We start from the raw sequence: 26,318 nt of genomic DNA on the forward strand, positions 1-26,318 counted from the left end.
TTAGTGGTATACCGCTAAAGGTGGTGCCTGCCCATGGCAGAGGTGTTGCGTGAATGTTTCGACCGTGCAAACCCGGAATCGGGAGACTCCTGTGACCGGGCGCTATCACTGTGAGGTGCCGTGTCTGAACCGGGCTCCGTACGCGACCTCGCCTACGCGACGCTCCGGCGGCGCATCGTCGAGGTGGCCCTGAAGCCCGGAGAGCGCCTCGTCGAACGTGACCTGGCGGCCGAGCTGAACATCTCCCGCATCCCCCTGCGCGAGGCGATGCGGATGCTCGCGGCCGAGGGCCTCGTCGTGCTGGTGCCCGGCAAGGGCGCGCTGGTCTCGCCGTTCACGCCCGCCGACGTCCGCGACCTGTTCGACGTCCGCGAGTCGCTCGAGTCGCTCGCCGCACGGCTCGCCGCCGCGCGCGCCTCCACCGAGTCCGTCAAGGCGCTGGCGGACCGCCTGGCCGAGTGCCGCGCCGCGACGGAGGCCCGTGACGTCCCGCGCATCGCCGCCGCGAACGCCGCGTTCCACGCCGAGATCATCGCGCTGGCGGGCAACCCGCTGCTCACCTCGATCATGACGCCGCTGGCCGCCCGCACCGAGTGGCTGTTCCGCCTGACGTCCTCGCGCGACCCGGCCGAGCAGTGCACCGAACACGAGGTGCTGTTCGACCTCATCGCCTCCGGCAACGCCGACGCCGCCGCGGCCGCCGCCTACGCCCACATAGCCGCGGGCCGGGCCCCCTCCCTGGCCCTGGCCTCCACCTGGTCCGAACCCCACCTCGACCCCGAAGCCATAGCCCGAACCCGCCGCCGCCGCAAACCCTGACCCGCGTCCGGACGCGTTCCGTGTTGTGCGTTCGGGGGGTGAGGTAGCCTCGTCCGACCCGGGGGATGGGGGCTTTGATGGGATTTACTCGGGCGTTTGTGGTGGGTGTGTCCGTTGTCGCGCTGACGGCCGGGTGCGGTGAACTGACGGCGGGGGCGCCCGTTCGGCCCACGGCGAGCCCGGCGACGGAGACACCGCCGCCCTGTCCGCCGTCGGGGTTCCAGCTGCGCGAAGGCGGTGCCAACGCGGCGATGGGGTTGCGGGTCGTGCAGATCGACCTGCACAACTGCGGCACCGAGCCGATCACGCTCAACGGCTATCCCGAGCTCACCCTCCTCGACGCGCAGGGCGCGGAACTCAAGGTGGACGTCGGGCACGGCTCGAACGGCGTCGCCACCGTCGAGGCGTTCGACGTGCCGCCGAAGCCGGTCACCGTAGCCCGCCGCTCGACGGCGAGCGCGAGCATCCTGTGGCGGAACCTGGTCGAGGGCGGCGAGAGCCTCCGCGCCGACCGCGTGGTGGTCACCCCCGCGCCGAAGCTCGAACCGCGACGCGTGGACGGCCTGAACATCGACCTCGGAACCACCCGCAAGGTCGGGGTGAGCCCATGGACGCTCACCCATGTCCCGCAGACCGGCGACGGCGCCCCACACCACGCCGAGAACAACGGATGGAAGCAGCGCCGCGACCTGACCCCGGCCCAACAGGCCGTAGGCGAGGCCGCCGCCACCCGCTTCCGCCCCGTCCTGGACAAGCTACACAAAAACGGCGATATCACCCCGAACAGCGTCCACAAGGCCCTCCTCGCCGCAGGCGCCGAACCCGACCGCCTGTTCGTGAGCCCACTAAGAGCCTCCGCCGCCACGGACGCGCCCCCGCCACCCGGCGCGGTCATCGACTACCGCCCCGACGACGGCATCTGCGTCACCGGCTCCGTCACGGAGACCGCCGTCGACCTCCAGGTAAGCGGCCCGAACGGCGAAGGCACCTGCATCGAAGCCTTCGCCCACTGAACCACCCGAACGCATAACCCTCGCAGCAGCACCACACACGCACAGCCCCCGATGGCTCCGCACCCCGGCGACGCCGCCCTTCGCCCGCCGGAGGAATCGGACGGAAGCGGCCGTTCCTTAACGGGCCCGGCGATCTTCGCGTAAGCCAACGCCCCGGCCGCGCGGCGCGACGGTACGGCCAGTGAGATCTTCCTCGTGGAAGTAGATTTAGGTAAGGCTCGCCTAATGAACCTGGGAGGTCGTTACCGAAGATCCCGAGCTTTGCTTCGACTCCCGACTTGACGATCACCATTGGCGCGGCCGAAGATAGGCAAGCCTAACCTTAGTTGGGAAGGCCCTGGTCGAGGAGGACGGCGGTCATGGTGGCGCTCGTCAGTGGGGCGGCGACGACGAACGGGCGACACGGGAGCCGGTGCGACACCGTCCGCCCCGTGTCACGGACACGTCCACGCCGCGCGCCCGACGGGAACGGAAGACCCCTATGAGCATCACGACGCAGTCAAGCCCCGGGCTCGATCTGCTCGCCGAGTACCGTCCGCACGGGTCGTTCTTCTTCAGGTCGCCCCGGCACACGCTGCTCACCCGCGACGTGCTGGCCACCGTGCCGAGCTGCAACGCGCACGACCCGGCGACGACGCTGACGCGGGTGCGCGCGACGCTGGACGAGGCGGCCGCCGCCGGGCATCCGAAGCCGATCGTTGTCGGCGCGGTCCCCTTCCACGAGCGGACGCCGGCCCGGCTGACCGTCCCGCGGACGGTGCACTGGGCGGGGCCGGGAGCGGCACGGCCGGAACCGGACACGGTTGTGGTCTCCTACGGCTCGGTCGGGCAGGTGCCGTCACCGGGGGACTACCTGCGCGGCGTCGCGACGGCGCTGGAGCGGATCGCCTCCGGGCCGCTGGAGAAGATCGTCCTTGCGCGGTCCCTGCGGCTCCAGGAGGTGCGCGGCGCGGACACCGCGGCCCTGCTGCGCCGGCTCGCGCACAACGACCCGCAGGCGTACGTCTTCGCCGTTGACCTGCTCGGCGGCCGGGTCCTGCTCGGCGCGAGCCCGGAGCTGATGGTCCGCCGCACCGGCCCGACCGTGTCGTCCTCCCCGCTGGCGGGCTCCTCGCCGCGCCTGCGCGACCCCGGGCTCGACGAGGCCGCCGGACGCGCCCTGCTCGGCTCGGCGAAGGACCTGCGCGAGCACGAGGTCGTCGTCGCGGCGGTCGCGGAGGCGCTGCGCCCGTTCTGCGCCGAGCTGACCGTGCCCGAGCGGCCGTCGCTGGTGAAGACGGCGACGATGTGGCATCTCGGCACCGAGATCACCGGACGGCTGGCGTCGCCGGAGACGTCGTCCCTGGAGTTGGCGTTCGCGCTGCACCCCGCCCCCACGGTCTGCGGCACCCCGACCGCGCAGGCCCGCCGCGCCATCAGCGAGATCGAAGGGTTCGACCGCGGCTTCCACAGCGGCACCGTCGGTTGGTGCGACGCCTCGGGCGACGGCGAATGGGCGGTCACCCTCCGCTGCGCCGAGGTCTCCCCCTGGGAGATCCGCCTATTCACCGGCGCAGGCATCACCCCCGACTCCACCCCCGAAAGCGAACTCACCGCCACCACCACCAAGTTCCGCACCCTGCTACAAGTACTCGGCATCGACCACAACCTGTAGCCGACCCAACGAGGCCAAAGCCTCATCCGCCGTCGTCACCGGTGCCGGACGCCGGACACCCGCGCGACACGGCTGGAGCTGGTCCTACGCGCCCACCGAGCACCCCGGGTTCGTGCACCTTGCGCGGCACGCGGAGGCCGTCGCCTCCGGGCCAGTCCAACACAGCCAGGGGGCGGCTGCTCACGGCGGGGCGGGGAAGCGCCCGGCCTCAGGGCACAGGAACGGCCCGGATCCGCAGGGCTCCTCCTCCGCCGCGGATCCGGGTCCGGTCCCCGAACCGGTCGGGCGTGACGGGCGTCCCAGGAGACGGGTCGCGCTCGACTATATATAAACATAGTTGTATTTTTGTATCCGTGCACGGGATTACAGAAGCGTCCCGATGGTGGACAAAAGCAGCGGTCACGGTTCTCGCCATCGTCCTCTACCGGGTGGGGCAGGCGCTGCCGAGCCCCGGTGTCGATGTCGCGGCGCTCAGCGCGGCCGCCGACGCCGCCGTCCGTACCGACCCCTTCTACGGGCTCGCCGAGCTGTTCAGCGGCGGCGGACTCCTACGGCTCTCGGTGTTCGGGCTCGGTGTGCTGCCCTTCGCCGCGGCGACCTTCATCGTCCAGCTCCTCGTGCTGACCGTGCCGCGCATGCGGGCGCTCGCCACCGCCGGACGTCCCGGAATCGCCCGGATCGAGCGCTACATCCGCATCCTCACCCTTGTGCTGGGCGCGCTCGCGGGCACCGGCGTCGCGTTCGCCGCCGCGCAAGGCCACTTCCCCGGCGGCGAGGTCCTGACCGGCACCGGCGTTCCCGACATCCTGCTCATCGCGGCCTGTATGACCGCGGGCACCGCCGCCACCACGTGGCTGATCAGGCTGATCTCGGTGCGCGGCTTCGGTGACGGGCTCACCGTGCTGTTCTTCGTGCAGCTCGCCGCCGTCTTCCCCGGCCTGCTCCTCGACGTCAGGGCGACCGACGGGGACGGCGTGTTCGTCGCCGCGTCCCTGGCCGTCCTCGTCTCGGCGGCGCTCGTCGTCGTCGCGGTGACGGTGCTCGGCCGGGCGGAGCGGCGGGTGCCCGTCCAGTACGCGAGGCGCATGATCGGACGGCGCACGCACGGCGGGACCCCCACCTACATCCCGATCCGCGTCGACGACGCCGGGCTCTTCCCCATGCTCACCGTCGCGGCCCTCCTGCACGTACCCGCTGTCACCGCCCGGCTGTGGCCCGGCGGCGGCCTCCCCGACGGCGTCTGGACGCTGCCCAGGCAGGCCAGCCTCTGGTTCCTGGCAGCCCTGTTCGTCCTCGTCGCCCTCCTCACGTTCCTGCGCGCGCCGACCGTCACCGACCACCACGCCCTCACCCGGCGGCTCCAGCGCGAGGGCGCGTTCGTCCCCGCCATCCGGCCGGGCCGCCCCACCGCCGAGTACCTCGACTACGTGCGCACCCGCGTCGGCGCCCTCACACCGCTGACCCTCGGGGCCGTCGCGGTGCTGCCGTACGCGGCGCTCGCCCTCGCCGGAGCCGGCGCGACGGCCCCCGTCACCGGGACGGCCGTCCTCGTCCTCGTCAGCTCCGCGCTGACGACCGTCTCCCGTGTCCTCGGCCAGGCGGGCATCGAGCGCCAGATCCGCCTGTTCGCGCCCTTCCTCCCGCCCAGCCCGAGAACGACGGGCGACGGCTAGAAGCGGGACGCTCGTAGCCAGGCGTCCAGGATCGTACGATCGCCGAACACCTCAAGGGTGGCGTCGTCCTGACGGCCGAACGTGTACAGGAGCAGGTCGCTCAGCGGGCCTCGCACGGCGGCGTCGCCCTTGACGTGGCCGCGCTCCCAGGCGTACCCGCCCGGACCGCCGAACGTGACCGTCCACTCGCCCTCCGCGTCCGTCGCGTGCAGATGGAGCGTTCCCGCGGTGAGCGCGGCGATGAGCGGGCCGCTGTTGCGGCCGTACGGGATGTTGGTGAGGAACTCGTCGATGGCGTCGGCGGCGTCCCCCGGATCGAAGTACGGTGACTTGCCTCCCGCCCCCTCGGCGTCCGCCCGGTGCACGAGCGTCTCGTGGAACTGCCTGCGCGACCAGAACAGCATCCGGTGGTCCGGCCCCCACGTCCACACGGGCGCGTCGCCGTCGACGTCCCGCAGCGCCGCCACGAGGCGGAGCCCGCCCTCGGCGACCCAGGCGGGGTAGTCCGCCCACTCCGCCGGGAACTCGACGGGCACGTCCCGGAAGGGGACGCGGTCGGTCGCCGCGGTCTCGACGATCCGGATCGTCCAGCGGTGGATGAGTCCGATGTGCTGGGCCAGGTCGAGTGCCGTCCAGTCCTCGCAGCCCGGCACCAGCGCCTGCGGATCCGCCGTGGCGAGCGCCTCGGCCAACCGGTCGACCTCTGACTCCAACAGGGTGCAGTAAGCGGCGTGATCCCTCATGGCCGCACCCTAACTCCGTGAGACGTTCACGGGTAGGGCAGTGCTCATCCCGTGTCCTTAACACCACCGTCATGTGAGCCGAGGTCCGTCAGCGGATGCTCCTCCACTTTGTACCGTCGTACGTAGACTGTCAGGAATGCCTGGATCGTCGCGCCCGCGGGTAGCGCGAGGACGGCGCCGGCGGGACCGAGCAGGGCGGCGCCCGCGATCACCATGCCGAAGGCGACGGCCGGATGCATGTCCATGCTGCGGGCCGTCACCTTCGGCTGGAGCACGTAGTTCTCGAACTGCTGGTAGGCGACGATGAACAGCAGCACCCACAGGGCCGTCGACGGGCTCTGCGCGAACGCCACCAGCACGGGCACCGCCCCGGCGATGTAGGTGCCGACCGTCGGGATGAACTGCGACACGAGGCCGACGAAGATCGCCAGCGTCACCGCGTTCGGCACGCCCAGCAGCCGCAGCGCCGCGAAGTGCGCCACCGCCGAGAAGATCGCCAGGACGAGCCGCGAATACAGGTAGCCGCCCGTCTTCTCGATCGCGATCTCCCACGCGCGCAGCACCTCGCGCTGCCTGGACGGCGGCAGGACCGCGCAGACGGTACGGCGGAAGCGCGGCCCGTCAGCGCACAGGTAGAAGGTGAACAGCGCGACAGCGAGCGTCTGAAAGAGGACGGAGATCGCGCCCGTCCCGATACCCCACACATTGCCCGCTACCGAGGTGAAATAGGACTCGATGACTGTCCGCGTCCGGGTGAGCTGTGCCGTCATGTCGGCGGCCGAGACGTCCAGGTGGAAGGTCTGGTTCACCCAGCCGATCACCGCGTCCACCCGGTCCGGGAAGTCCCCGACGATGTTCTGGACCTGTTCGACGAGCAGGTTGCCCAGCAGCGCGACAAAAGCGGCGAACGCCACAAGGATCAGCAGGAAGATCAGCCCGGTGGACAGCCCACGCGGCCAGTTCAGCGCCGCCAGCCGGTTCACCGCGGGCTCGATCGCGAACGACAGGAACAGCGCGACGAGCACCAGCAACAGGAGCCCCTGGAGCCGCTCCAGCATCCACAGCACCGCGAGGAAAGCCAGCGCCGTCAGCGCCGCCAGTCCGTAGGCCCGCGGCAGCCACACAGGCATCCGCCCTCCCATCAGGCCAACATAACCCGAGGCCAGGTGGGCGTCCGGCTCCGACACCGTGCGGCGGGATGCCCGGTATGCGACTTCGCACCGCGCGCTGGGCCCGGGTTGCCTAGAGTGGCGTCCGTCGGGTCGTGCCCCCGGCTGCCGGGAGCGCCAGACGGTACGGGAGGATATGTCCCCGCGTCGTCAAGGGCCGGGAGGGAGCATCCAGTGAGTCGCCGACTGCTGCAGGTGGGTGTGCGACTGCACCCCGACAAGGGCATGTTCCGCGTCCACGACCTCGGCGCCGACCCCACCGGGATCCAGGCGCCGCCACCGCCCGGCAACCACCTCCTGAGCGTCGGCTACGACCAGATGTGGATCGGCAGCCTCCAGGACGACGTGGAGATCACCCTGCTGCTCGAAGAGTGGGACGGGATGCCTCCGCCGTCCGGGCAGGGCCCGTGGGAGCAGGAGGCGTTCAGCGAGCTGTACCTGCGCGGCGCCGTCGCCGTCGCGGGCGCCACCGGCGAGCCCGTCCTGCACGGCGTGCGCCTCGCGGGCGGCGTCGGCCGCTACCACATGGCCGTCCGCGCCCGGCACCGCGCCGAGATCGCCCGCCTCTACGACGAACTCCTCGACCGCTTCCGCGACGGCTTCAGCGCCTCCTTCCAGGCAGCCCTCCGCGAACTCCACGGCGTCGAGCACTACCTCGTCCAGCTCTGGCCCGCCCAACCCACGGGCCCCCTCCGCGTCATCCCCGACACCCCCATCTGACCCGCGCGGGGCGGGATCCCGGCGGGTCATTCGGCGGGGTGGGGGGCGCCGGTGAGGTCGGCGCAGATGGTGCGGGCGCCGAAGTCGAAGGCGCTGCGGGTGGCGACGCAGGCGACGGCGGCGGGGCCGCCCTCGCGGGCCGTCTCGATGAGGTCGCGGGTCATGGTGAGGGTGCAGGCGGCCGCTTCGGGGCCCTCGTCGCAGCCGTACCAGACGGGGGTGCGGTCGACCGTCGCCGGATCGACGAACCTGCCCTTGGCCGGGACCTGGCCGCCGATGACGGCGGTGAGCGTCACCCGTCTGCCGACGGTCAGGCGGAACTCGCCGCAGCGGCGCTTGCCGGTGATCGGGTCGAAGGCCGAGCCGATCTCGTCGGTGCCGTGCGCGCAGGCCACCGGCGCGCCCTCGACCGACACCTTCCACTGGGTGGGCGCGGCGAGCGACACAACGCCGGACGCGGGCCTGCCCGTCGCGGCCTCCTCGGTGAGCGCGGCGCACTCGGCGCGGGCGTCGGCGTCGCGGGGGCTCACGGTCGTGGCGCAGACCGTGCGCTCGGCCTCGGCCGTCACGGTGCAGGTGCGGGACTCCGGGCCCTCGTCGCAGCCCCAGTAGCGCAGGTCTACGACGCCGGACGGCAGCGCGGGCCGCACGACGACGAGGCGCGGCTCGCCCTTCTCGGCCCGGATCACCGAGGTGCAGTCGGTGCCGCCCGCCGCCGCGTCACAGGTGGCGTCGCCGGGCAGCTCCGCGCTCAGCACCGCCGTCCGCACCGCGAGCTTCACCGCGACGGTGTCGGACGCGGCGACGGCGACCGCCGCGTAGCCGCCCGCGACGGCGGCCAGCGCCAGGCCGCCGCCGACCACGAACCTGAACCCCCTGCCCGTCGAGGGGACGGCGTGCTTCGCCCGGCTGCCTCCGCCGCTGCGGGGTGCGGCGTGCGCGGGCGTATGCGGCTCCGGCGCGCTCCGCTCCGCGCGCGGCTCGGGTACCGGCTCGGGCCGCCCGACGGGCTGGAGGTCGGCGACGGACGCGCCGTGCCGCAGCACCTCGCGCGCCTCCTCGGTGCGGACCGCCCCGGCCGGATCGCCGAGCTCCCGCCACAGCACGGCCGCCGCCGCGAGCGCCGAGGCCGACGCCGCGCGCCGTCCGGCGAGCAGCAGCCTCACCCCGTCCTCGTGCAGCAGATAGGCGAGGGTGCGCCTATCTCCGGCCCGTTCGGCGGCCGCCTTGCCCTGCTCCAGGATCCTGCCCCAGGCCCCGAGCCTCAACGACGTCGCGGCCCCCGGGGAGGCCGCCCGCGCCAGCAGCCCGCCGGACTCGGCGTCCCCGGTCCGCGAGGCCGCCGCGGTGACGGCGGCGAGGAGGTCGGCGTGCGCGGCGATCTCCTCGGGTGTGCGGTCCGGCGCCAACGCCCAGGCCCGCAGGACCCGCGCCGTCGCCCGGATCTCGGCGGCCGCGGGGTTCGGCGCGGTGACGGGCCCGGCGGCGATCCGGTGCCCGTCGACCGTCTCCACCGCGAGCCCCATCCGCGCGAGCCGCTCGGCCGCCGCCCCGCCCATCGGCACCAGGTCGTCGAGCAGGCTCGGCCGGACCGCCCCGCAGCCGGGCAGCCCCAGCAGGGCCAGCACCCGCAACGCCGCCTCGTCCAACGTGGCGATGAGCGTGGGCACAAGGTCGGCGACCCTCCCGGGCGGCGGCAACTCCCCTCCTATCGCCCCCGCCGCGGCCCTCAGCAGCCCCAGCGGCTCCCCTCCGGTGGCGTTCCAGACCGCCTCCGCCCTACTCCTCTCCCCGAGCTCCCCACCCAACACCGCCGCCAGCAGCGCGATAGCCGGATCCCTCCCAAGCCCGCCAAGGTCAAGCACCTGCACGTCCCCGTGATCAGCCCGCGACGCCCCGGAGAACACCACCCCACCCCGAGGCACCGCGTCCAACACCCGATCGACGGCCGCCGCCGCCAGATCATCGATCACCAACCGCACCGGCGCCTCCGCCAGCAACCTCCGCAGCTCCGCTTCCCCCGGCCGATACCCCTCCGCGTAAAAACACGCCTCAAAGACGTCCTGCAGCAGATCCCCCGTCTCCTTCCCACCCGCCTCCAAAAACACAAGATCCTTCCGCCGATACAACCCAGCCCCCCGCCGCAACAACGCGCTCTTCCCCACCCCGGCCACCCCCGTCACCTGCACCCTCCGCCCTCCCTCCAACCCCCGAACCACCTGCCCCGCCTCCGCATCCCTCCCCAAAAACAACAACGCCCCCTTGGGCACCACCCCCTCCACCACCGCCCTCTCCCTGGGCCCCGACCTCTCCCCCTCCCCCAACACCCCAACCCTCGACCCCTCCCCCTTCACCCTGACGAGGTACTCCCCCACCACAACCCCAACCCCCTTCATCCCAACTCCCCCGTTCATCCCACCCACGATTCCTCCCTTTCATCCCTTTCCCCAGAAGCCCTCTCACCGGACCCCCAAACCACGCCCGCTCCCCGGACACCCCCAAACAATAAGCCACCCCACCGCACCACACCCCCCCTTTTCCCCATTTCCCAAACCCCACCATCCTCCCCCTAATTCCCATAAACACCCCCACCCCCAACATTTCCCACCCCAGCCCCAGGCCACATTTCCCCCATTCCACCCGACCCCCACCAACACCCCCAAATCCCCCAGCCAAACCCCCTCAAAATGCAGTTCTATCCCCCCACTAGCACACCGCACTGCTAAAGACTTGCGCGGCCAACTGCCGTTAATGAGCGAAACACCACTCACCGAGCCATCATCATGAACATGCAAACAGAGCACCGGATGGAACTGGCAGTCCTCATAGAGGTCACCCACACCTATCATTCTCACTACCGCACCCACAAGAAAGTCACACCCGAACCATAACTGTCAATCCCGCCTGGCCGCTCCACAAGACGGAACTCGCCATCCGGGAACTCATACCGCAACATACACGCCCACGACTCAGCAAGTAATCCAACCACTTCCTTCATACTCGAATGACCGCCCAACGCGCCCTGCGTGAACTTCAGAACCGCGGCGTGGTCTACTGCGTCGCCATCCGCTTCGAGCCTGAGGGGTTCCAGATGTGGGTGTTCGTGGCGCCGGAGGCGTGGGTATTGCCGTTGAGATCACCTCATTGAGCAGCGACCACCCTACCGATCATCAACCTCCTGAAGCAATCCCCAAGCAAACCTCAAGAACAGCCGCTTACCACTTTCTCCATGCCAAGCATGGCAGGTTGAATAGTGACCCCATTCATCAATAAATTCCACTCCACTAAACTCATTATCGAGGTCACCGATGACGAAACCCCAGGGCTCGATCGGCCCTCCAGTCCGAGGACCACCAGAGGCCCTGCCAAATCCCGCCTTCTCAATGAAGAGTCCGGAGCTGTCAATTGCCAACCAGAAAACAAACTCCGGCCACAGGGAAAGCCTGTATCCCGAAACAATATTACCCCCGGAACCATCCTCACTCACAAGTGAATCACGTAGCATCGCCTTGAGAGAATGGGGCGAACCCGAGATAGGCTTCATCAACTCGGAGACCGAGCCATAACTGACCTTCATGCCTCCCCGATCAGAGCCCAGAACGCCCAGGGACGAATCGAGCAGGGGAGTTGGGGGATCCATTGTTTTCAGAAGATATAGCTGGAAATCGTCTTTATCCAACCCGTAACCCACCATCAGGGCGCTCGCCGCGTGCGGGCTGATCGTCCTGACCGACAAGGGCTACGTCAGAGCCGACCCAGCGACCTCGACCCCGTACAAGGACAAGAACAAGCCCGCTTCGCAGAAACAGGCCAACCATGCTCACGCCAAGCTCCGTGGACCCGGCGAACGCGCGGACACGCAGCTCAAGTCCTGGAAAATCCTCACCAAGCTCCGCTGCCACCCCTTCCGCGCCGGCCACCTCGCCAAGGCCATCAGCGTCCTCCAGAACCGAGAAGCCTCAGCTCACACATGATGGAAAAGGCTCGCTGAACCTTGGAGTAAAACCCGCTCCAGGCGAGCTTATCGAACTATTCATGAGGCACAACGAGGTTGAGGAATTCTGGATGCCCAGTGTTGCTGGAACTTGGCAGAATTAACCATTCGTGTTCACCGTGTCGGCCCCATAGACGAGGCCAACGCTCGCTGAATCCTTCTTTCGTGATCGGCCAGGTGGGTCCATTCGGATGTGGGCTGAGATCAATTTTATCGTAGATGTCGTAGAACTCATCATCATCTTCGATTTCTTCCAGCCCAGGACCCGCATGTAGGCGTCCCGCGCGATGCTCAGCGGCAGCTCAATGGCTTCCCCCGCATCTTCAAGGGGAATACCAAGCTCTGCGAGTGAGTCCGCGAGCACCTCACTCCCCGCGACCCCACCTTCATCTCTCATCCCACGAACCGTCAACCCCTCCACCTCCGCCGTCTCGTCACCCGGACACCCACCGACTCCACCGCTCACCGGCCCGCCTCCGCAGCCTTGAAGTCAGTGACCCCAGGCTATAGCGCAGAGCCCAACCGCCAGGCTAATGAGGACTTCCCGTACGTCTTCAAGGGCGACCCGCTCCGCGGGCCGCCGACTACCCGCGCGGCCCGCGCCGGGCTCCGGCCCCTCCGGGGCCGACCCGGCCCAGCCGCCACACAGCTCGACACAAACGGAACCTTCGACGCAGATCAGGCCAAGTTGGAGAGTTCCTACAAACGCCCTCTCTCCGTGACGGCAACGCCGACGGCAACAGGAGCGACCATCTACCCCTCGCAGCAGCCTCCAGCACGGACCCCGAAGGAAATATCTCCGCAGCCATGCATAGCTGCTGGCGATTCGTTCGGCAGCTGCGAAGCAGCTTTACATTGAAGTCCGACCTCCCCCCAGCAAGCCGAGCCATCTCAGCGCAAACTCACAGGAGATCGGTTCAAATATCTCAGGAGTGGAGGCTTCGAATAGGAACTCGAGGATCAGATCTTCACTTTCAGATCCACTCTCGACTTGGACTTCATCCAAGCCATGAATGAGCTCGGCCCAGTCCACGAGTTGTTCACCTCCGATCTCTCCATCCAGATACTTTTCAAGTACCCGGATAAGATCTGCTCGGCCCACCTGCACAAGCTCCGGACCATCAACAACTCGGTCACGGAGCGCCGCCGCCATGAGCTCCTCATAGCGCCCATCCAGGCCGACGAACCTCCTGAACGTATCCTCTTTGGCCAAGAGACCAACTCCAACTACTTTGTCTTTGTATGGGCTATCGAACCATCAGGAAGCACAGTTGTCTTATTTGCAAACAGAGTGACTCCGTCGGTACTTACACGCTTCCGATAGATAGCATAGGAACCCGGCACTCGCCCGGGAACTTTATAGCTAAAGTCAACCGCTCCATCAGCAAGCCGTGTAATCACTGGAATTTCGGCACCGGCTGGACTTTTTTTGCATGAACTTCTTGAGACTGGCAAGCTGACCTGAGCTAAGAGAATCCAAACCTCCCGCCGCACGCATCTTGTCCATGTGGGTCATATTCTCGCAACTCGCGTTATGCACGAGAACGGGCGCGGACCCTGCGAGTACATAGTAGGTGTGGAGGGTGGGGATGGTTAGGTCGTAGGTGGTTTGGGTGGACTTGTAGTGGTGGGTGGAGAGGACGGTGGCGGGGGTGCCGTTGGGTTGTTGGAGCTGGTCGCCGGGGGTGATGGCTTCGGCGTCTACGAAGGAGGACTGGGTGATGTTGTAGAACTTGTGGTGGGCGGTGGTGGTGAGCTTGCCTACGGAGGGAGGGGCTCGGCCCTGTTCGGGGGTGGTGATCTTGAGGTCTACGTAGTCTCGGTCGGCCTTGGTGACGATGACGGCTTCGACGGTGTGGATCTCGGGTTCGTCGTCGCCCGGGACGGAGCTTTGGACCTTGTCGCCCACCTTGATCTCGCTGATGGGTTTGGTGGAGCCGTCAGCCATCAGCACCAAGGTGGAACCGATAAAACTGTTCTTTCGTGGGCAGACGGTTGGCTTTTTGGGCTTGTTTCCTCCGTTGAGGAGGTCGCGGGCTTCCTGGGTGACCTTCGCATCGTCCTTCTTTCCACCGGAACCAGCGATGATCTTCGCTAGTGCAGCTGCTTTAGGACCGAGGAATGAAAGCAGTTTGACGAGCTTGCCCGCAGGGATGAGACTCAGGCCCGCCATCGCGCAGGTGCCCAGCGTCGGAGACTTCAGACAGTGATAGAAATCTGCGAACGTCAGCTCCCAGGCCAGTTCTGCCAGAATTTTCAACGCATCGCCGATGCCGAAACTTGCCGGATTGATATTGACGCCGACAGGATCTTTGTTGGATTTTGCCGTCTTGACGGGACCGCGGCCGACCGGCTGCTGTTTGGCCTTCTTGACCGCAACCTTCTTTGCTGGCTTCTTGGCGTCGACGATCTTCTTTGAGTTGGTTTTCTTGGCGCGTGTCTGCTTGAGCTTGTTTTCGGCGGCCTTGAGCTTTTGGAGTGTCTTGGCTTCTTCGGCGGCCTTTTTGGCGGCGGCCTGGGACTTCTTCGTGTTGACGGGGGTGGTGGTGGTGAGGGCGCCTCGGCCGCCGGTGTTGGCGGTGGGGATGGCGGCGTGGCCGTCGGGGTCGAGCATGGTGAGGGGGTTGGCGTCGGCGTAGGCGAAGGCGTTGGCGGAGATGGAATTGGGGATGGGGCTTAGGGCGACGGTGTCCTTGTTCTGGAAGAGGCCCAGGGACGGGGTGTACCAGCGGGCGCCCATGTTGACCTTGCCGGTGGCGGCGTCGGTCCAGTCGGACTGGTAGCCGAGGTTGCCTTCCATTCCGGCGGTGGAGGTGACCTTGCCCAGGGGGTCGTAGGTGCGGGAGCCCGTCAGGCCCGTTGTCGGTTTGAAGTTCGCGACGACATCGTCATGCAGGTCGGTGAGAGCGAGGACGCCGTTCCCGGTGGGCGTCGCCGGGCCGATACCGATCAGGCCGTCGCCAGGGTCCCGCGTGTAGGTGTGGGAGCCGTCGGACGCGGCGTTGTTGCCCTTGCCGGAGTAGGCGAAGGTGATGTTCCCGGCGGGGCCGGAGGCGGAGACGTTACGGCCCAGGGCGTCGTTCACGTAGGTCTGGGTGCCGCCGGTGAGGGTGGCCTCCGTGATCTGCTGGCCGTAGGCGTCGCTCGTGTAATTGACGGTGTTTCCGGCCTTCGTGGACGTCAGGAGGGTGCCGCGCGCGGAGTACGTGTAGGTGGCTTCACCGTCGGACGTCAGTTGGTTGCGCGCGTCGTAGGTGAAGACGTCCGCGCCGAGCCGTACCCGGTTGCCTGAGTCGTCGTACTCGTAGACGGTCGTGGTGCTTCCGGTCGTCCAGTTGGTCAGCCGGTCGGCGAAATCGTAGGTGTAGGTGTTGGCGGACGCCCCGGAGACGCCGGTGGTGGTCTTGGAGGTGACGTTGTCGTTCAGGTCGTAGCCGTAGCTGACGGAGGCCAGGGTGGTGCCTCCGTTGTTCTTCAGCGTGTCGCCGGTGAGGCGTTGCAGCGGGTCGTAGTCGAAGGTGCGGGTGTTCGCGCCCGTCCCGTAGGAGATCGTCTGGAGCCGCGAGACGGTGTCGTAGTTGTAGGTGAGGGTGCTTCCGGACGCCGGGTCCTGGAGGGTCGTGAGGCGCTGCCCGGTGTCGTAGCCGTAGGTCGTGGTGCCGGCCGCGTCGGTGCGGGACGTCAGGAGGCCGTCGGCGTTGTAGGCGAAGGAGCTCGATCCGGCGGAGCCCGCCGTAGTGAGGAGGTTGCCCCGGTCGTCGTAGGTGAACGTCGTGTTCGTGGCGGGGACGGACATGCCGATGGACGAGGTGTTCACGGTGAGCACGCGCCCGTCCGCGTCGTAGGTGAAGCTCCGGTTAGCGGTCGCGGCCTCGGCGCCCGTGCCGGTCTGCCCGGTGACGGCCCCGAGCGCGTCGTACTGGGTGGTGGCGACCACTCCGCCGGGTGACGTACGGGTGATCTCGCGGCCGTTGGCGTCGTAGCCGAAGGAGACGACGATGCCGTTGGACGCGTCCACGGGTTCGGTCTGGCTCGTCACCCGGCCGAGGGCGTCGTTGGTGAAGGTGGTCGTGTGTCCCTTGGCGTCGGTCTCCGACAGCTTTGTCCCGGTGCCGTCGTAGGTGGCCGTCGCGGTTCTGAGGACGGTGCTTCCGTCGGTGTCCGTCTCGACGACGCGGACGGCCTGGTCGAGCAGGTTGTAGCCGAACCGGGTGACGGTGCCGTCGGCCCGCTCGACCCGGTAGACCCGGTAGACCCGGTAGACCCGGCCAAGCTGGTCGTAGGCCGTCTCGGTAACGACACCCGCAGGGTCGGATGCCGCCGAGCGGGTCGGTCCTCGACGACCTGGCCGACGTCGTTGTACTCCCACGTGTGTTCGGCCTCGATCGGCGAGGAGCCTCCGGGCGGCGTGTAGTTCGGTCTGGTGACGCTGGTCCTGCGCCCTGCGGCGTCGTACGCGGTCGTGACGACGTTGCGTCATCTGGCCGTTGCCGGCGTTGTAGACGCCGACGAGGTGTGTCCACGTTCCGGCGGCGGGGGTGGTGGTGCCGGTGGCGACGACGCCCTGTGGATTGACGACGTCGCCGCTCATCCGCTGGAAGGTCCATTTGCCGTTCCAGCCGCCGTACTGCAGGTAGAAGCCGCTCTGCTGGACACCGTCCTGGCTGACGAGGGTCTGAGTGTTCCCACCGAGCGTCGTCGGCTTGATCCAGGCCGACACGGTGAAGCTCTGTGTCGTGTCGACGACCGGGCCGTTGGTGGCGATCTGGGTGCCCGCCGCGCCGGTCATCGAGGCGGCGGAGTCGGCCCAGGTGACATTGTCGCTAGCGGTGGCCGTCGCGCCGGTCCCGGAGGAGTCGGTGACCTGGCGGCCCGACGTCTGGTCGAGCTTCCACCAGCCGACGGGGTGCCCCGGCTCGTCCCCCGCGAGCGACTCGCTGGTCTTGCGGCCCATCGCGTCGTAGGTGAAGGACGTGACGACTAGGTGGGGATTTCGGTGGCTATGCCTTGGACGTCGGTGGGGGTGAGGGTGAAGCCGTTGTTGTTGAGGACGGCGAGGGTGTCGTCGGCGGTGCCCAGGTGGCGGGTGCAGGAGCGGTCCAGGTAGGTCTCGACGAGGCGGGCGTTGACAAGGCGGCCTCGGCCCTTCAGGGGGGCCAGTTCCTGGCGGATGATGGGCCAGGACTCGTCGGCGACGGTGACGAAGCGTTCGGCGGCCAGGAGGGCCAGGAGGTTGAGGCGGGCTTCGCCGTCTTCGAGGTCCGGGAGGCGGACGGTGCGGAAGTCGGTGACGAGTTCCGGGTGCGCGGCGGCGAACTCCTCAAAACGGTCGGGGTGGACGGAGGCGACGATCGTCGTTGTGGTGACGCCTTCGGCCCGGACCCGGTAGAGGGCTCGGGCGTAGGAGGCGCCCTGGCCGTCGTCGAGGACGAGTTCGTCCAGGCCCTCGATGAGGACGGTCTCGCCGCTGTGCGCGGCGAGGAGGGCGTCCAGGCCGTCGGGGCCCGCCTCGCGGACCTGCTCGACGTGGACGGTGCGGACGCGCTCGCCGCTGAACCCGACCTCGGCGAGGGCACGGGCGATCATCCGGGCGAGGCGGCGCTGGCCCGTCGAGGGGGCGCCGACGAGCAGCACCGCCGGCGCGGACGCGCTCGACACCTCCTGGCCGCGCAACTGCTGCGCCCACTTGCCGCGCCGCCGCACCTCGGTGAGCATCCGGTCGATGTCGTCGACCCCGGAGAGGAACTTGATCCCGTACGCCTCGACCACAGTCCCGCCCCCCGGCGCCCCACCCGAGCCACCGGAAGCCGAAGACCCGGACCCGAACGACTCCCCCTGAGCGCCCGCTGACGGGCCGCCCGGCGCGGAGCCGAAGGGCTCGCCCTGGACGCCCGGAGCCGCGCCCGCTGGCGGGGTGCTCGGGGCGGGGCTGAAGGAGTCGGCGGGCGGGAGGTGAGTGGCGAAGGTCGGGAGGTAGGGGGCGGTGGCGTCGGCCGGAGGGCGTGGGGCGTCCGGGGTGTAGGTCTGGCCGGAGGGACCGGCGGGGGGGATGCCGTGTTGGGCGGCGGGGCCCGATGGGAGGGGCTGGGCGTAGGCGTCGAAGGGCGGGGGCTGGGGCTGGCCGTACGCGTCGTAGGCGCCAGGTTGCGGACTGCCGTAGGGGGCGGACGGGTCATAGGCGGTGGGCGCGGGTGCGCCGGGGCCGCCGTAGGAGACGGGACGTGCCGACGGGTCGTAGGGCGGCGGCGTGGACGGGCCCGCCTCGGGCACGTCGCGGCCGAACGGGTCAGGACGCACCTCGCCGGACGACGTGCCTGGACGGGTGCTGAACGGGTCGTCCTCGAAGCCCGGCGCGGGCGACGGCGGCGGCGCGCCGTACGGCTGCCCCGCACCGGCCTGCCCGGCGCCCCACCCGCCCGGCGCGCCCGCGTCCGCCGGGATCCCGGGCTGCGCCGCACCCCAGCCCGCGTCGCCCGACGCGGGCTGAGCACCACCCCAAGGCCCGCCAGGCTGGGCCGCGTCAGCACCCTGCCCGGCATCCCCCGGCTGGCCGCCCCAGCCGCCCGCGCCCGGCTGCGCCACGTCAACGCCCGGCTGGGCGCCGCCCCACGCGCCACCCGGCTGTGCCACGTCGGCACCCGGAGTCGCGTCGGGACCGCCGGACGGGCGGGAGCCCCACCCACCGGCACCGGGCTGCGCCGCGTCGGCACCCGGCTGGGCTCCGCCCCATGCGGCACCGGCCGCGTCGGGCTGGGCCGCGCCCCAGGGACCGGCGCCCGGCTGGGCCGCGTCGGCACCTGGCTGGGCGTCACCCGGCGCGCCGCCTGGTTGTGCGGCGTCGGCGGGGCTGTGGGAGCCCCAGGAACCGGGGGCAGGCTGGGGTGAGTCGGCCTGGGGGGCGGGGGTGTTGGTGGCGGTGGAGCCTCGTTCGTCGGCGAGGTGGCGGCGGGCGTTGTTGATGATCTCCCAGGCGGTGGCGCTGGTGGCGCGGGGGCGGCTGAGGGCGGGGGTGCCGAGTTCGGCGGCGCACGCGGCCGGGACGACGAACTCCATGTGCTGCGGGACGGTCTGGGAGAGGCGGCACGCCGTCATCGCGAGGGTGTGGGTGAGGGCGAGCAGCGCGCGGACCTTGCCGGGGTCGGTGCTGCTGAGGCTCGGCGGGAGCCGCACGCCCTGCGGGAACAGTTCGCGCAGCGGGTGCCCGGCCTGGCCGAGCACCTCCTGGACGGTGCGGGCCGACTCGGGGTCGAGCCACGGCAGCACCGCGGGCACCGCCTGCGGGATGGTCTGGAGGTCGGCGGCGAAGACGGCGGCGGCCGAGCGGCGCAGCTCGGCGGGCGGCCGCGCGGGCCCCTCGCTGATGTCCCCGTACACGAGAGCGAGGTCGTACAGGGCGAGCCGCAGGAACTCGCCGGGAGACGCCTCGCGCATGATGGGCGCCGCGTATTCGGCGGGGCACCTGCGCAGCCACTCTTTCGCGACGGTCTGCGGCCCGTAGGCCATCGCCTGCTGGTCGGCCTGGACGTACTGGAGCGTCGTCGCGCAGATCGAGGCGAGCGCGGACGCGCCGGGCTGGAACGCGCGGTCGGCGGCCAGCGCCCCCGCCAGCTCCCCCATCATCCGCACGACGAAGGCAGCGCCCACAGGGTCGCCGGCGCCGAGCCGATCGGTGTAGTAGACCGCGAGACGCGTGATGTCAGGCGCGATCATCCAGCGCAGGTGTTCGGCGGGCACCGTCAGGTAGGGCGCGAACATGGCGACGAGCGGGTGGTCGGCGAGCACGACGGGGGTGCCCGCGCTGAACAGGACGGCGCCCCACAGCGCGGCGACGGTGGTGGGGGTGCCGGGCTGGAACGCGGGGTCCTGCATGGCGAACTGGTGGGGGTCGACCGCGATGGCGGTGACGAGGGTCTGCTGGACGCGCGCGACGAGTTCGGCGGACGGCCCCTCGCCGAGCAGCCCGGCGTTCGCCATGAGCCCGGCGGCGATGTCCGGACCTGTCGGGATGAGCTGGGGCGGAACCGGCGGGTTGCCCACTCCGGGCGGGGCGGGCGCGAGCACCCGGCGCGCGGCGGGGTCGGCGGGCGGCGGCGACGGGTGCCAGTGCCCGTCGAGGCCGCAGCGGTACCACCGGCCCCACGCCCCGAACAGCCACCACTCGCCGGGCCCTGCCAGCAACCGGGAGACCACCTGTTCGGCGCGCTGCCGCAGCGCGGCGGTCTGCCACCACGCCGAGGAGGTCATCGCGCGGACGTCGGCCTCTGCCGTGGCGAAGGGGTCATCTGCGGGGGCGCCGCCGGAGGTCTGCCAGTTCACACTTTCGGATCCTAGTCGGGTTCGCGCGCGCTTGGCCGGGCCTGCCCCGAGCTGTGGATAACTCCGGTGACGCCCGGTGCGCACGGCCTCCGGGGCCGTGGCGCGACGGGCGTCAGGAGGCCAGACCGCTGACGACGCGGGTGAACCAGACGGTCTTGCCGTGCGGGTCGGTGCGGCAGCCGGTGTCGGCGGAGAGCGCGGCGACGAGGAGGAGGCCGCGGCCGTCCTCGGCGTCTGTCTCGCGTTCGGTGCGCGGTTCCGGTGGGCGGATGAAGGACTCGTCGGTGATCTCGCCGCGCAGGAGCAGACCCTCCAGCAGCAGGCTCAGGTGGATCGGTCCCTTGCCGTGCACGACGGCGTTGGCGACGAGCTCGTCGACCATGAGGACGATCTCGTCGATGTCGGCGGGGTCGGCGAGGTGCCAGGCCGCCAGTTCCCCCCTGGTGAGTTCGCGCGCCCTGCCCGGGGCGCGTAGGTCCGGTGACAGCTCCCATGCCGCGGCGCGGGCGCCGGACCGGCCGACCAGTCCGAGGCGCGGTGCGTCCACTGCCCGTCTCCTCCCGTGCGACGTGCGTTGCGATGGCGGCCGAGGCCCCCCGGCCCTCATCTTCGGATGTTCCCCGTCCGGCGGAGGAAAATTGCCGTCGGGGGCCGGTATGGCCGAAACGGCAGTCTTTCGTGTCGGGTGGCGTGCCGATCCGGACGGGGGCTGCGATTCCGCCAAGAGCCCCTCCTCCCTGGCGTTCCGGTCTTTCGTCACAAGTGGGACGCCTGGCCTCGCCCTTCGGAGTACGTGACGGGTATCACAGCCGCCCGGACGGCCCCGGTGAGGCGGCGCGCAGGCACGGCGGGACGGGCGGGATGCGTGGGGCATCGGCGCGGAGCGGTTAAGCTGGCTGTGCCGGTGTGGCCAGTGTCCCCGGGCCGCATCTAACGCCTTCACGGAATACCGTTCGGCTGGAGCCGTGTTGTGCCATCCGCCGAGAGGCGACCACCACACCGGCCTTAGGCATGACGAGGGCCCCGGCGCACAGCGCGCCGGGGCCCTCGCACTCCTTCAGGAGAAGAACACCGCTATCGCCGTGCCGACCGCGGACACCAGGCCCAGCAGCCCGATCACCACGGCGGTGACGATCCGCTGCGCCCGGCTCCTGCGCGCCCGGCCGAACCGCTCCAGCCTGGCCGCGAGCGCGGGGTCGTCGCGGCTCAGCCGCGAGGCGATCTCGGTCAGGATCCGCTCCTCGTCCATTGAGAGAGCCATGGCGCACCTCCGGGGGTCACATTGCGGTCTTCCTCCCCCGCCGCGCGCCGTTCTACTCGCCGGACGTGACGCGGATCACGGCGTGTGGACGACCCCCGCGCCGGGCGCGCTCTCGTGCTGGTTCCTGTCCAGGGCCGTCACCCGGTAGGTGTAGGTCTGGCCGGTTGCGGCGGTGGTGTCGTTGTAGGCGGTGCCCCTGAGCGTCCCGATGAGGTCGGCGGGCTTGACGGGCCCGCACTTCGCGCCCTTGCCGGCGCTGCGGTAGACGGCGTAGGACGTACCGTCGCCCTTCCAGGTGACCTTGATGTCGCCGGATGTGCCGGTGACCTTGACGTCGGTGGGGGCGGCCGGAGCCTGCCCGGTCTTCCATGGCGGGATGAGGGCGGGCCGCTGGTAGTGCTCGCGCAGCAGGACGGTGAGGAACCCGCCCTTGTTGCGGGCGACGTCGGCGGAGCTGAAGTAGACGTCCCCGCGCACCTCGGGGTACTTGCGGTTCAGGGTGAGGTGGCGGCTTATCTCGTCGGGCTTCTTCCAGACGGAGTCCGCGCCGATCCGGTAGGCGCCCTGGCCGATGAACAGTCTTACGTCGGTGCCGCGCACGAGGTTGGACCACCAGGGGACGAGGACGCGGTAGTCGGCGCGCGGGTCGCCGATCGGCCAGTAGAGCTGCGGGAGCACGTAGTCGAGCCAGCCCTGGCGCACCCACTTGCGGGCGTCGCCGTAGATCGAGGCGTAGGCGTCGAGGCCGTTGGTGTCGGATCCGGCGGGGTCGTTGGTCCGGTTGCGCCAGATGCCGAACGGGCTGATGCCGAACCGTACCCACGGCTTGGCTTCCGTCACCTCGGTGTAGAGCCGTTTGACGAGTTTGTTCACGTTGTCGCGGCGCCAGGCGGCCTTGGTCGGGTAGTCCGCGCCGAACAGGCGGTAGGTCCTGTCGTCGGGGAAGTCGCCGTGTGACGGGTAGGGGTAGAAGTAGTCGTCCATGTGGATGCCGTCGACGTCGTACTTCTTGACGACGTCCATGATCGCGGACGCGGCGAGATCCCTGACCTCGGGCAGGCCCGGGTCGTACCAGAGGTACTTGCCGTACTTGTGGACCCATTCGGGGTGCTCGCGGGCGGGGCTGGTGGGGGCGAGCTTGGCCCTGTCGTTGTCCTCGCCGACCCGGTAGGGGTTGAACCAGGCGTGGAACTCGAGGTTCCTGGCGTGCGACTCCTCGATCATGAACTTGAGGGGGTCCCAGCCGGGGTCCTTGCCCGCCTTGCCGGTGAGCCAGACCGACCAGGGTTCGATCGGCGACGGGTAGAACGCGTCGCCGGCGGGCCTGATCTGCACGAAGACGGCGTTGAGCCGGGCGGCCTTGGCCCGGTCGAGCAGCTTGCGGAAGGCAGCCTTCTTGCGTTCCACGGGGAGTTTCGGGTCGCCGGGCCAGTCGCCCGCGTAGACGGTGGCGATCCACATGCCCCGGAGCTGCTTGGCCGGGTCGTCGCCGGTCGGTTCGAGAGCGGGGCAGTCGGGGGTGGCCCGCGCGGTCTTGGCCGTCGGCTTCCCGGTGTCCGCGTCGACCGTCGGCACCGGTGCCCGCTCCGGTGTCCCGCCCGTCGTCCCCGCCGAGCATCCGGCGGCCAGGGCAAGCCCGGCAGCGGCGACGGCTGTGCGCGCTCCTCCCATCTGCGCGAGGCTACCCGGTCGCGGCGGCCGACACGGGGGAACGTCGGCGATTCTGTCGGACCCTGGTGCTTCGATGTCCTCATGGCTACCTGGAACGACGTGCGGGAGACGGCGCCGGAGTTCGCCGAGCGGGTCCGTGCCCTGTTCGACGCGCACCGGCACAAGACCATGGCGACGCTCCGCAGGGACGGCTCGCCCCGGATCAGCGGGATCGAGCTGGCGCTGGTCGGCGGGCAGGCGGTGTTCGGCATGATGCCCGCCTCGCTGAAGGCGCGGGACGTGCGGCGCGATCCACGGGTCGCGATCCACTCGGGCTCGGAGGATCCGGACGACGCGAATCCGGCGGCCTGGCCGGGCGACGCCAAGATCTCGGGCCGCGCCGTGGAGATCACCGGTACCGAGGAGGCGGGCGCCCTGCTGGAGGCGATGGGCCAGGGCGAGGCGGCCGGTCCGGACACCCCGGTTTTTGTGGTCGACATCGCGGAGGTGGTGCTCACCAAGGTCGCGGCCTCGGCCGACAGCCTTGACGTGCTGTTCTGGAAGGACGGTGGGCTGCGTACCCTGAAGGCCGTTTGAAGGGGGGCCCTTCCAGCACTATTGACAAGTTATCTAGTATGGCGGTGTGCTGAAGGAGACACCGCCCCCGGACAACCTCGTCCTCGGCGCCCGCGACGTGCGCTTCGACTGGTCGGAGCTGCCCCGCCACTGGGTCCCGGACGAGCCGCTGGCCACCCATCTGATGAACGTCCTGCACCTGCTGCTGCCCGCGGGCGAACGCTGGTTCGTCGAGGTGTTCAAGCAGGCGCTCCCCCTGATCCACGACGACGACCTGCGCCGCGACGTGCTCGGCTTCATCGGCCAGGAGGCCATGCACGCCGGGGCCCACCAGGGCGTGCTCGACCACTTCGCCGCGCACGGCATGGACTGCGGGCCCTTCGTCGACCAGGTCGACTGGCTCTTCAGCCGCGTCATGGGCGACCGCCCCCACCTGGAGGGGCGGCGGCAGACGGAGTGGCTGGTGTCCCGCCTCGCCGTCATCGCGGCGATCGAACACGTCACCGCCTTCATGGGCGACTGGATCCTCAACGCCGACGGCCTCGACGCCGCCCGCACCGATCCGACCATGCTGGACCTGCTGCGCTGGCACGGTGCCGAGGAGGTCGAGCACCGGTCCGTGGCGTTCAACCTGTACCAGCACGTGGACGGGCGCTACCTCCGGCGGATCCAGGCGATGGCGATGGTCGCGCCGATGATGTTCGTGCTGTGGCGGCGCGGCGTGCGCTTCATGTACGCGGTCGACACCGAGCTGGCCGGGCACCGCCCGCCGCGCGTCCGCGACGTGCGGGGCACCGCCGCGCGCGGCGTCACGCCGAGCCTGCCGCACCTGACGCGCAAGGTGCTGAAGTACTTCGCGCGCGGCTATCACCCGTCGCAGGAGGGCGACACCGACCAGGCGGTCGCCTACCTGGCCTCCTCCCCCTCCGCGCGGGCGGCAGCGGAGCGTGCCGCGTGAGGCTTCCGGCGGAACTGCGCCGCAGGGGCGGCGCGGACACGCTGTTCGGGCTGCTCGGCCTGTTGGGCGAGACGATGCCCACGGTGGCGGCGCTGAGCGGGGTCGGGCGGCGTGAGCCGCGCCCGGTGGAGCGGGGCCTCCCGCTGGTCGTCACCGAGGTGGCCGCGGCGGCGGGCGACGTCGCGGTGCTGCGGCTGGCCGATCCGGCGTCGGCGCCGCTGCCGCCGTGGACGCCCGGCTGCCACGTGGACGTGCGGCTGCCGTCGGGCGGCCTGCGCCAGTACTCGCTGTGCGGTGACCCCGCCGACCGGTCGGCCTACCGGATCGCCGTCCGCCTCGTCCGCGACGGCAGGGGCGGCTCGGCGGAGGTGCACGCGCTCGTGCCGGGCTCGGTCGTGACGGTCTCGGGTCCGCGCACCGCGTTCCACTTCACCGGCGGCGGGCCGCACCTGTTCGTCGCCGGGGGCATCGGCATCACGCCGATCCTGCCGATGGTCGCGGAGGCGGCCCGGCGCGGGGAGGAGTGGCGGCTGCTCTACCTGGGCCGCTCCCGCGACTCCCTGCCCTTCCTCGACGAGCTGGCCCGCCACGGCGACCGCGTCACCGTCCGCACCGACGACGAGCACGGCCTCCCCGGCCCGGACCTGCTGGCCGCCTACGACGGCGACGGGAACGGTCCGCAGCCGGGGTTCGCCGGGGGGCTGGCGGCCGCCGCGGTGTACTGCTGCGGGCCCGCGCCGCTGCTGGCGCTGGTGCGGGAGGCGGCGCGGGACGCGCGGGCGTTCCACGCCGAACGGTTCGCGCCCGCGCCGGTGGTGGACGGCCGCCCGTTCACGGTGAAGCTCGCCGGAACCGGCAGGACGGTCGAGGTAGCGGCGGACAAGACGATGCTGGACGCGCTGTCCGACGCGGTGCCGTCGGTGGCGTACTCGTGCCGCCAGGGGTTCTGCGGGACGTGCCGGGTGACCGTCCTCGCGGGCGGAATCGAACACCGTGACCGGTTTCCGGAGCGGCTGCGCCGGGACGATGAGATGATGCCGTGCGTCTCCCGAGCCGAGGGCGACCACCTGATCATCGACCTGTGACCGGGAAAGGGTTCATGCCCGCTACCGACAGAACCGCCCCACCGCCGCCCCGCCCCCGCCGGATGTCGCCCGAGCACCGCAAACAGGCGCTCATCGACTCGGCGCTGGAACTGTTCGGCAGCGCCGGGCCCGACCGCGTCTCGATGGAGGACGTGGCGGCGCACGCCCAGGTGTCCCGCGCGCTCGTCTACCGGTACTTCTCGAACATCGAGGAGATCCACGTGGCGGCGCTGCGGACCGCCGTCGACGACCTCGTCGGCCGGATCTGCCGCGAGCGCGAGGGCGACCTGCTGACGCAGCTGCAGGACACCATCGGGGAGTTCGTCGCCTACGCGGAGGAACGGGCCGCCGGGTACATCGCGCTGCTGCGCGGCGGCTCGGTGATCGCGACCTCCGAGACGGCGGCGATGGTGGACGAGGCGCGGCACGCCGCCGTGCACCAGGTGCTGGCGCGGCTGGAGATCCCCGACCCGTCGCCGTTCCTGCTGCTGACGCTGCGCTGCTGGGTGGCGGCCTGTGAGGGCGCTCTCCTCACCTGGCTCCAGGAGCGCACCCTGGGCCGGGAGGAGCTGGTGCCGTGGCTGTCCGGCCAGCTCGTCGCGATGATCGCGGCGACGGCCGGGCACGACCCGTCGATCGCCGACTTCATCGCCAAGCTGGAGGAGCTCGGCGACGCGCCGTCCTGAG

Annotated in this window: 20 protein-coding genes and 1 pseudogene; 10 read left to right on the forward strand and 11 right to left on the reverse strand. The window is 70.2% G+C overall.

The window, feature by feature from the left end:
* Window positions 1–120: 120 nt before the first annotated feature.
* From LO762_RS12565 to LO762_RS12580, 4 genes are all read left to right on the forward strand, one after another.
* Window positions 121–819: a GntR family transcriptional regulator gene (locus LO762_RS12565; RefSeq protein WP_230614788.1), complete on the forward strand. Its 699-nt coding sequence runs from the start codon at window positions 121–123 to the stop codon at window positions 817–819.
* A 77-nt stretch (window positions 820–896) separates the two neighbouring features.
* Window positions 897–1,832 (forward strand): DUF4232 domain-containing protein, encoded by a 936-nt coding sequence (locus tag LO762_RS12570; protein WP_230614789.1) that lies wholly within the window; start codon window positions 897–899, stop codon window positions 1,830–1,832.
* 481 nt (window positions 1,833–2,313) lie between these two features.
* Window positions 2,314–3,486, forward strand: a complete 1,173-nt coding sequence (locus LO762_RS12575) for an isochorismate synthase (protein WP_230614790.1) — start codon at window positions 2,314–2,316, stop codon at window positions 3,484–3,486.
* Window positions 3,487–3,839: 353 nt separating this feature from the next.
* Entirely contained in the window at window positions 3,840–5,159 is a 1,320-nt protein-coding gene (locus LO762_RS12580) for a preprotein translocase subunit SecY (protein WP_230614791.1), read from the forward strand.
* Here the strand turns inward: LO762_RS12580 and LO762_RS12585 are convergent.
* Complete coding sequence (locus LO762_RS12585) at window positions 5,156–5,902, reverse strand: maleylpyruvate isomerase family mycothiol-dependent enzyme (RefSeq protein WP_230614792.1); 747 nt, start codon at window positions 5,900–5,902, stop codon at window positions 5,156–5,158. The genes LO762_RS12580 and LO762_RS12585 overlap by 4 nt on opposite strands.
* Window positions 5,903–5,946: 44 nt before the next feature.
* Complete coding sequence (locus tag LO762_RS12590; RefSeq protein WP_230614793.1) at window positions 5,947–7,032, reverse strand: AI-2E family transporter; 1,086 nt, start codon at window positions 7,030–7,032, stop codon at window positions 5,947–5,949.
* A 213-nt stretch (window positions 7,033–7,245) separates the two neighbouring features.
* Between LO762_RS12590 and LO762_RS12595 the strand changes: the two genes are divergently transcribed.
* The gene (locus tag LO762_RS12595) at window positions 7,246–7,791 is read left to right on the forward strand and encodes a hypothetical protein (protein ID WP_230614794.1); all 546 of its coding nucleotides are present in this window, start codon (window positions 7,246–7,248) and stop codon (window positions 7,789–7,791) included.
* A gap of 26 nt (window positions 7,792–7,817) precedes the next feature.
* Here LO762_RS12595 and LO762_RS12600 read toward each other — a convergent pair whose 3' ends face one another.
* Both LO762_RS12600 and LO762_RS12605 read right to left on the reverse strand, forming a co-directional pair.
* Window positions 7,818–9,893: a hypothetical protein gene (locus LO762_RS12600; RefSeq protein WP_230614795.1), complete on the reverse strand. Its 2,076-nt coding sequence runs from the start codon at window positions 9,891–9,893 to the stop codon at window positions 7,818–7,820.
* A gap of 1,058 nt (window positions 9,894–10,951) precedes the next feature.
* The gene (locus LO762_RS12605; protein WP_230614796.1) at window positions 10,952–11,485 is read right to left on the reverse strand and encodes a hypothetical protein; all 534 of its coding nucleotides are present in this window, start codon (window positions 11,483–11,485) and stop codon (window positions 10,952–10,954) included.
* A 4-nt stretch (window positions 11,486–11,489) separates the two neighbouring features.
* Between LO762_RS12605 and LO762_RS12610 the strand changes: the two are divergent.
* Window positions 11,490–11,765 (forward strand): annotated as a pseudogene (locus tag LO762_RS12610) (transposase family protein); the annotation flags it as partial.
* Window positions 11,766–11,885: 120 nt separating this feature from the next.
* Here LO762_RS12610 and LO762_RS12615 read toward each other — a convergent pair.
* From LO762_RS12615 to LO762_RS12645, 7 genes are all read right to left on the reverse strand, one after another.
* Window positions 11,886–12,251 carry a hypothetical protein gene (locus LO762_RS12615; protein WP_230614797.1) on the reverse strand — a complete coding sequence of 122 codons (366 nt, stop codon included), beginning with the start codon at window positions 12,249–12,251 and terminating at the stop codon, window positions 11,886–11,888.
* A 384-nt stretch (window positions 12,252–12,635) separates the two neighbouring features.
* Window positions 12,636–12,998 (reverse strand): hypothetical protein, encoded by a 363-nt coding sequence (locus tag LO762_RS12620; protein ID WP_230614798.1) that lies wholly within the window; start codon window positions 12,996–12,998, stop codon window positions 12,636–12,638.
* Window positions 12,999–13,166: 168 nt separating this feature from the next.
* Entirely contained in the window at window positions 13,167–16,739 is a 3,573-nt protein-coding gene (locus LO762_RS12625; RefSeq protein WP_230614799.1) for an RHS repeat-associated core domain-containing protein, read from the reverse strand.
* A gap of 26 nt (window positions 16,740–16,765) precedes the next feature.
* A complete protein-coding gene (locus LO762_RS12630) occupies window positions 16,766–20,101 on the reverse strand; it encodes a hypothetical protein (RefSeq protein WP_230614992.1) in 3,336 nt (1,111 codons plus the stop codon).
* 112 nt (window positions 20,102–20,213) lie between these two features.
* Window positions 20,214–20,648: an ATP-binding protein gene (locus tag LO762_RS12635; protein ID WP_230614800.1), complete on the reverse strand. Its 435-nt coding sequence runs from the start codon at window positions 20,646–20,648 to the stop codon at window positions 20,214–20,216.
* Between the two features lie 510 nt (window positions 20,649–21,158).
* Window positions 21,159–21,362: a DUF3040 domain-containing protein gene (locus LO762_RS12640; protein ID WP_230614801.1), complete on the reverse strand. Its 204-nt coding sequence runs from the start codon at window positions 21,360–21,362 to the stop codon at window positions 21,159–21,161.
* A 75-nt stretch (window positions 21,363–21,437) separates the two neighbouring features.
* Window positions 21,438–23,033, reverse strand: coding sequence for a glycoside hydrolase family 10 protein (locus tag LO762_RS12645; protein ID WP_230614802.1), 1,596 nt, complete (start codon window positions 23,031–23,033; stop codon window positions 21,438–21,440).
* Window positions 23,034–23,114: 81 nt separating this feature from the next.
* Here LO762_RS12645 and LO762_RS12650 point away from each other — a divergent pair, with 81 nt between their 5' ends.
* From LO762_RS12650 to LO762_RS12665, 4 genes are read left to right on the forward strand one after another with little or no spacing between them, the layout of a single operon-like run.
* Window positions 23,115–23,609, forward strand: coding sequence for a pyridoxamine 5'-phosphate oxidase family protein (locus tag LO762_RS12650; RefSeq protein WP_230614803.1), 495 nt, complete (start codon window positions 23,115–23,117; stop codon window positions 23,607–23,609).
* 46 nt (window positions 23,610–23,655) lie between these two features.
* A complete protein-coding gene (locus LO762_RS12655; protein WP_230614804.1) occupies window positions 23,656–24,546 on the forward strand; it encodes a metal-dependent hydrolase in 891 nt (296 codons plus the stop codon).
* A complete protein-coding gene (locus tag LO762_RS12660) occupies window positions 24,543–25,631 on the forward strand; it encodes a PDR/VanB family oxidoreductase (protein ID WP_230614805.1) in 1,089 nt (362 codons plus the stop codon). The genes LO762_RS12655 and LO762_RS12660 overlap by 4 nt, the downstream gene beginning before the upstream one ends.
* 14 nt (window positions 25,632–25,645) lie before the next feature.
* The gene (locus LO762_RS12665; protein WP_230614806.1) at window positions 25,646–26,317 is read left to right on the forward strand and encodes a TetR/AcrR family transcriptional regulator; all 672 of its coding nucleotides are present in this window, start codon (window positions 25,646–25,648) and stop codon (window positions 26,315–26,317) included.
* Window position 26,318 lies beyond the last annotated feature (1 nt).

This window comes from Actinocorallia sp. API 0066 (assembly GCF_020991275.1).
Taxonomy (GTDB): Bacteria; Actinomycetota; Actinomycetes; order Streptosporangiales; family Streptosporangiaceae; genus Actinocorallia.

Coding starts and splice junctions, on each gene's coding strand:
- LO762_RS12645 (WP_230614802.1), bottom strand. CDS start 23,033: ATGGGAGGAGCGCGCACAGCCGTCGCCGCTGCCGGGCTTGCCCTGGCC.
- LO762_RS12590 (WP_230614793.1), bottom strand. CDS start 7,032: ATGCCTGTGTGGCTGCCGCGGGCCTACGGACTGGCGGCGCTGACGGCG.
- LO762_RS12650 (WP_230614803.1), top strand. CDS start 23,115: ATGGCTACCTGGAACGACGTGCGGGAGACGGCGCCGGAGTTCGCCGAG.
- LO762_RS12640 (WP_230614801.1), bottom strand. CDS start 21,362: ATGGCTCTCTCAATGGACGAGGAGCGGATCCTGACCGAGATCGCCTCG.
- LO762_RS12575 (WP_230614790.1), top strand. CDS start 2,314: ATGAGCATCACGACGCAGTCAAGCCCCGGGCTCGATCTGCTCGCCGAG.
- LO762_RS12570 (WP_230614789.1), top strand. CDS start 897: ATGGGATTTACTCGGGCGTTTGTGGTGGGTGTGTCCGTTGTCGCGCTG.
- LO762_RS12665 (WP_230614806.1), top strand. CDS start 25,646: ATGCCCGCTACCGACAGAACCGCCCCACCGCCGCCCCGCCCCCGCCGG.
- LO762_RS12625 (WP_230614799.1), bottom strand. CDS start 16,739: ATGGGCCGCAAGACCAGCGAGTCGCTCGCGGGGGACGAGCCGGGGCAC.
- LO762_RS12585 (WP_230614792.1), bottom strand. CDS start 5,902: ATGAGGGATCACGCCGCTTACTGCACCCTGTTGGAGTCAGAGGTCGAC.
- LO762_RS12605 (WP_230614796.1), bottom strand. CDS start 11,485: ATGGTGGGTTACGGGTTGGATAAAGACGATTTCCAGCTATATCTTCTG.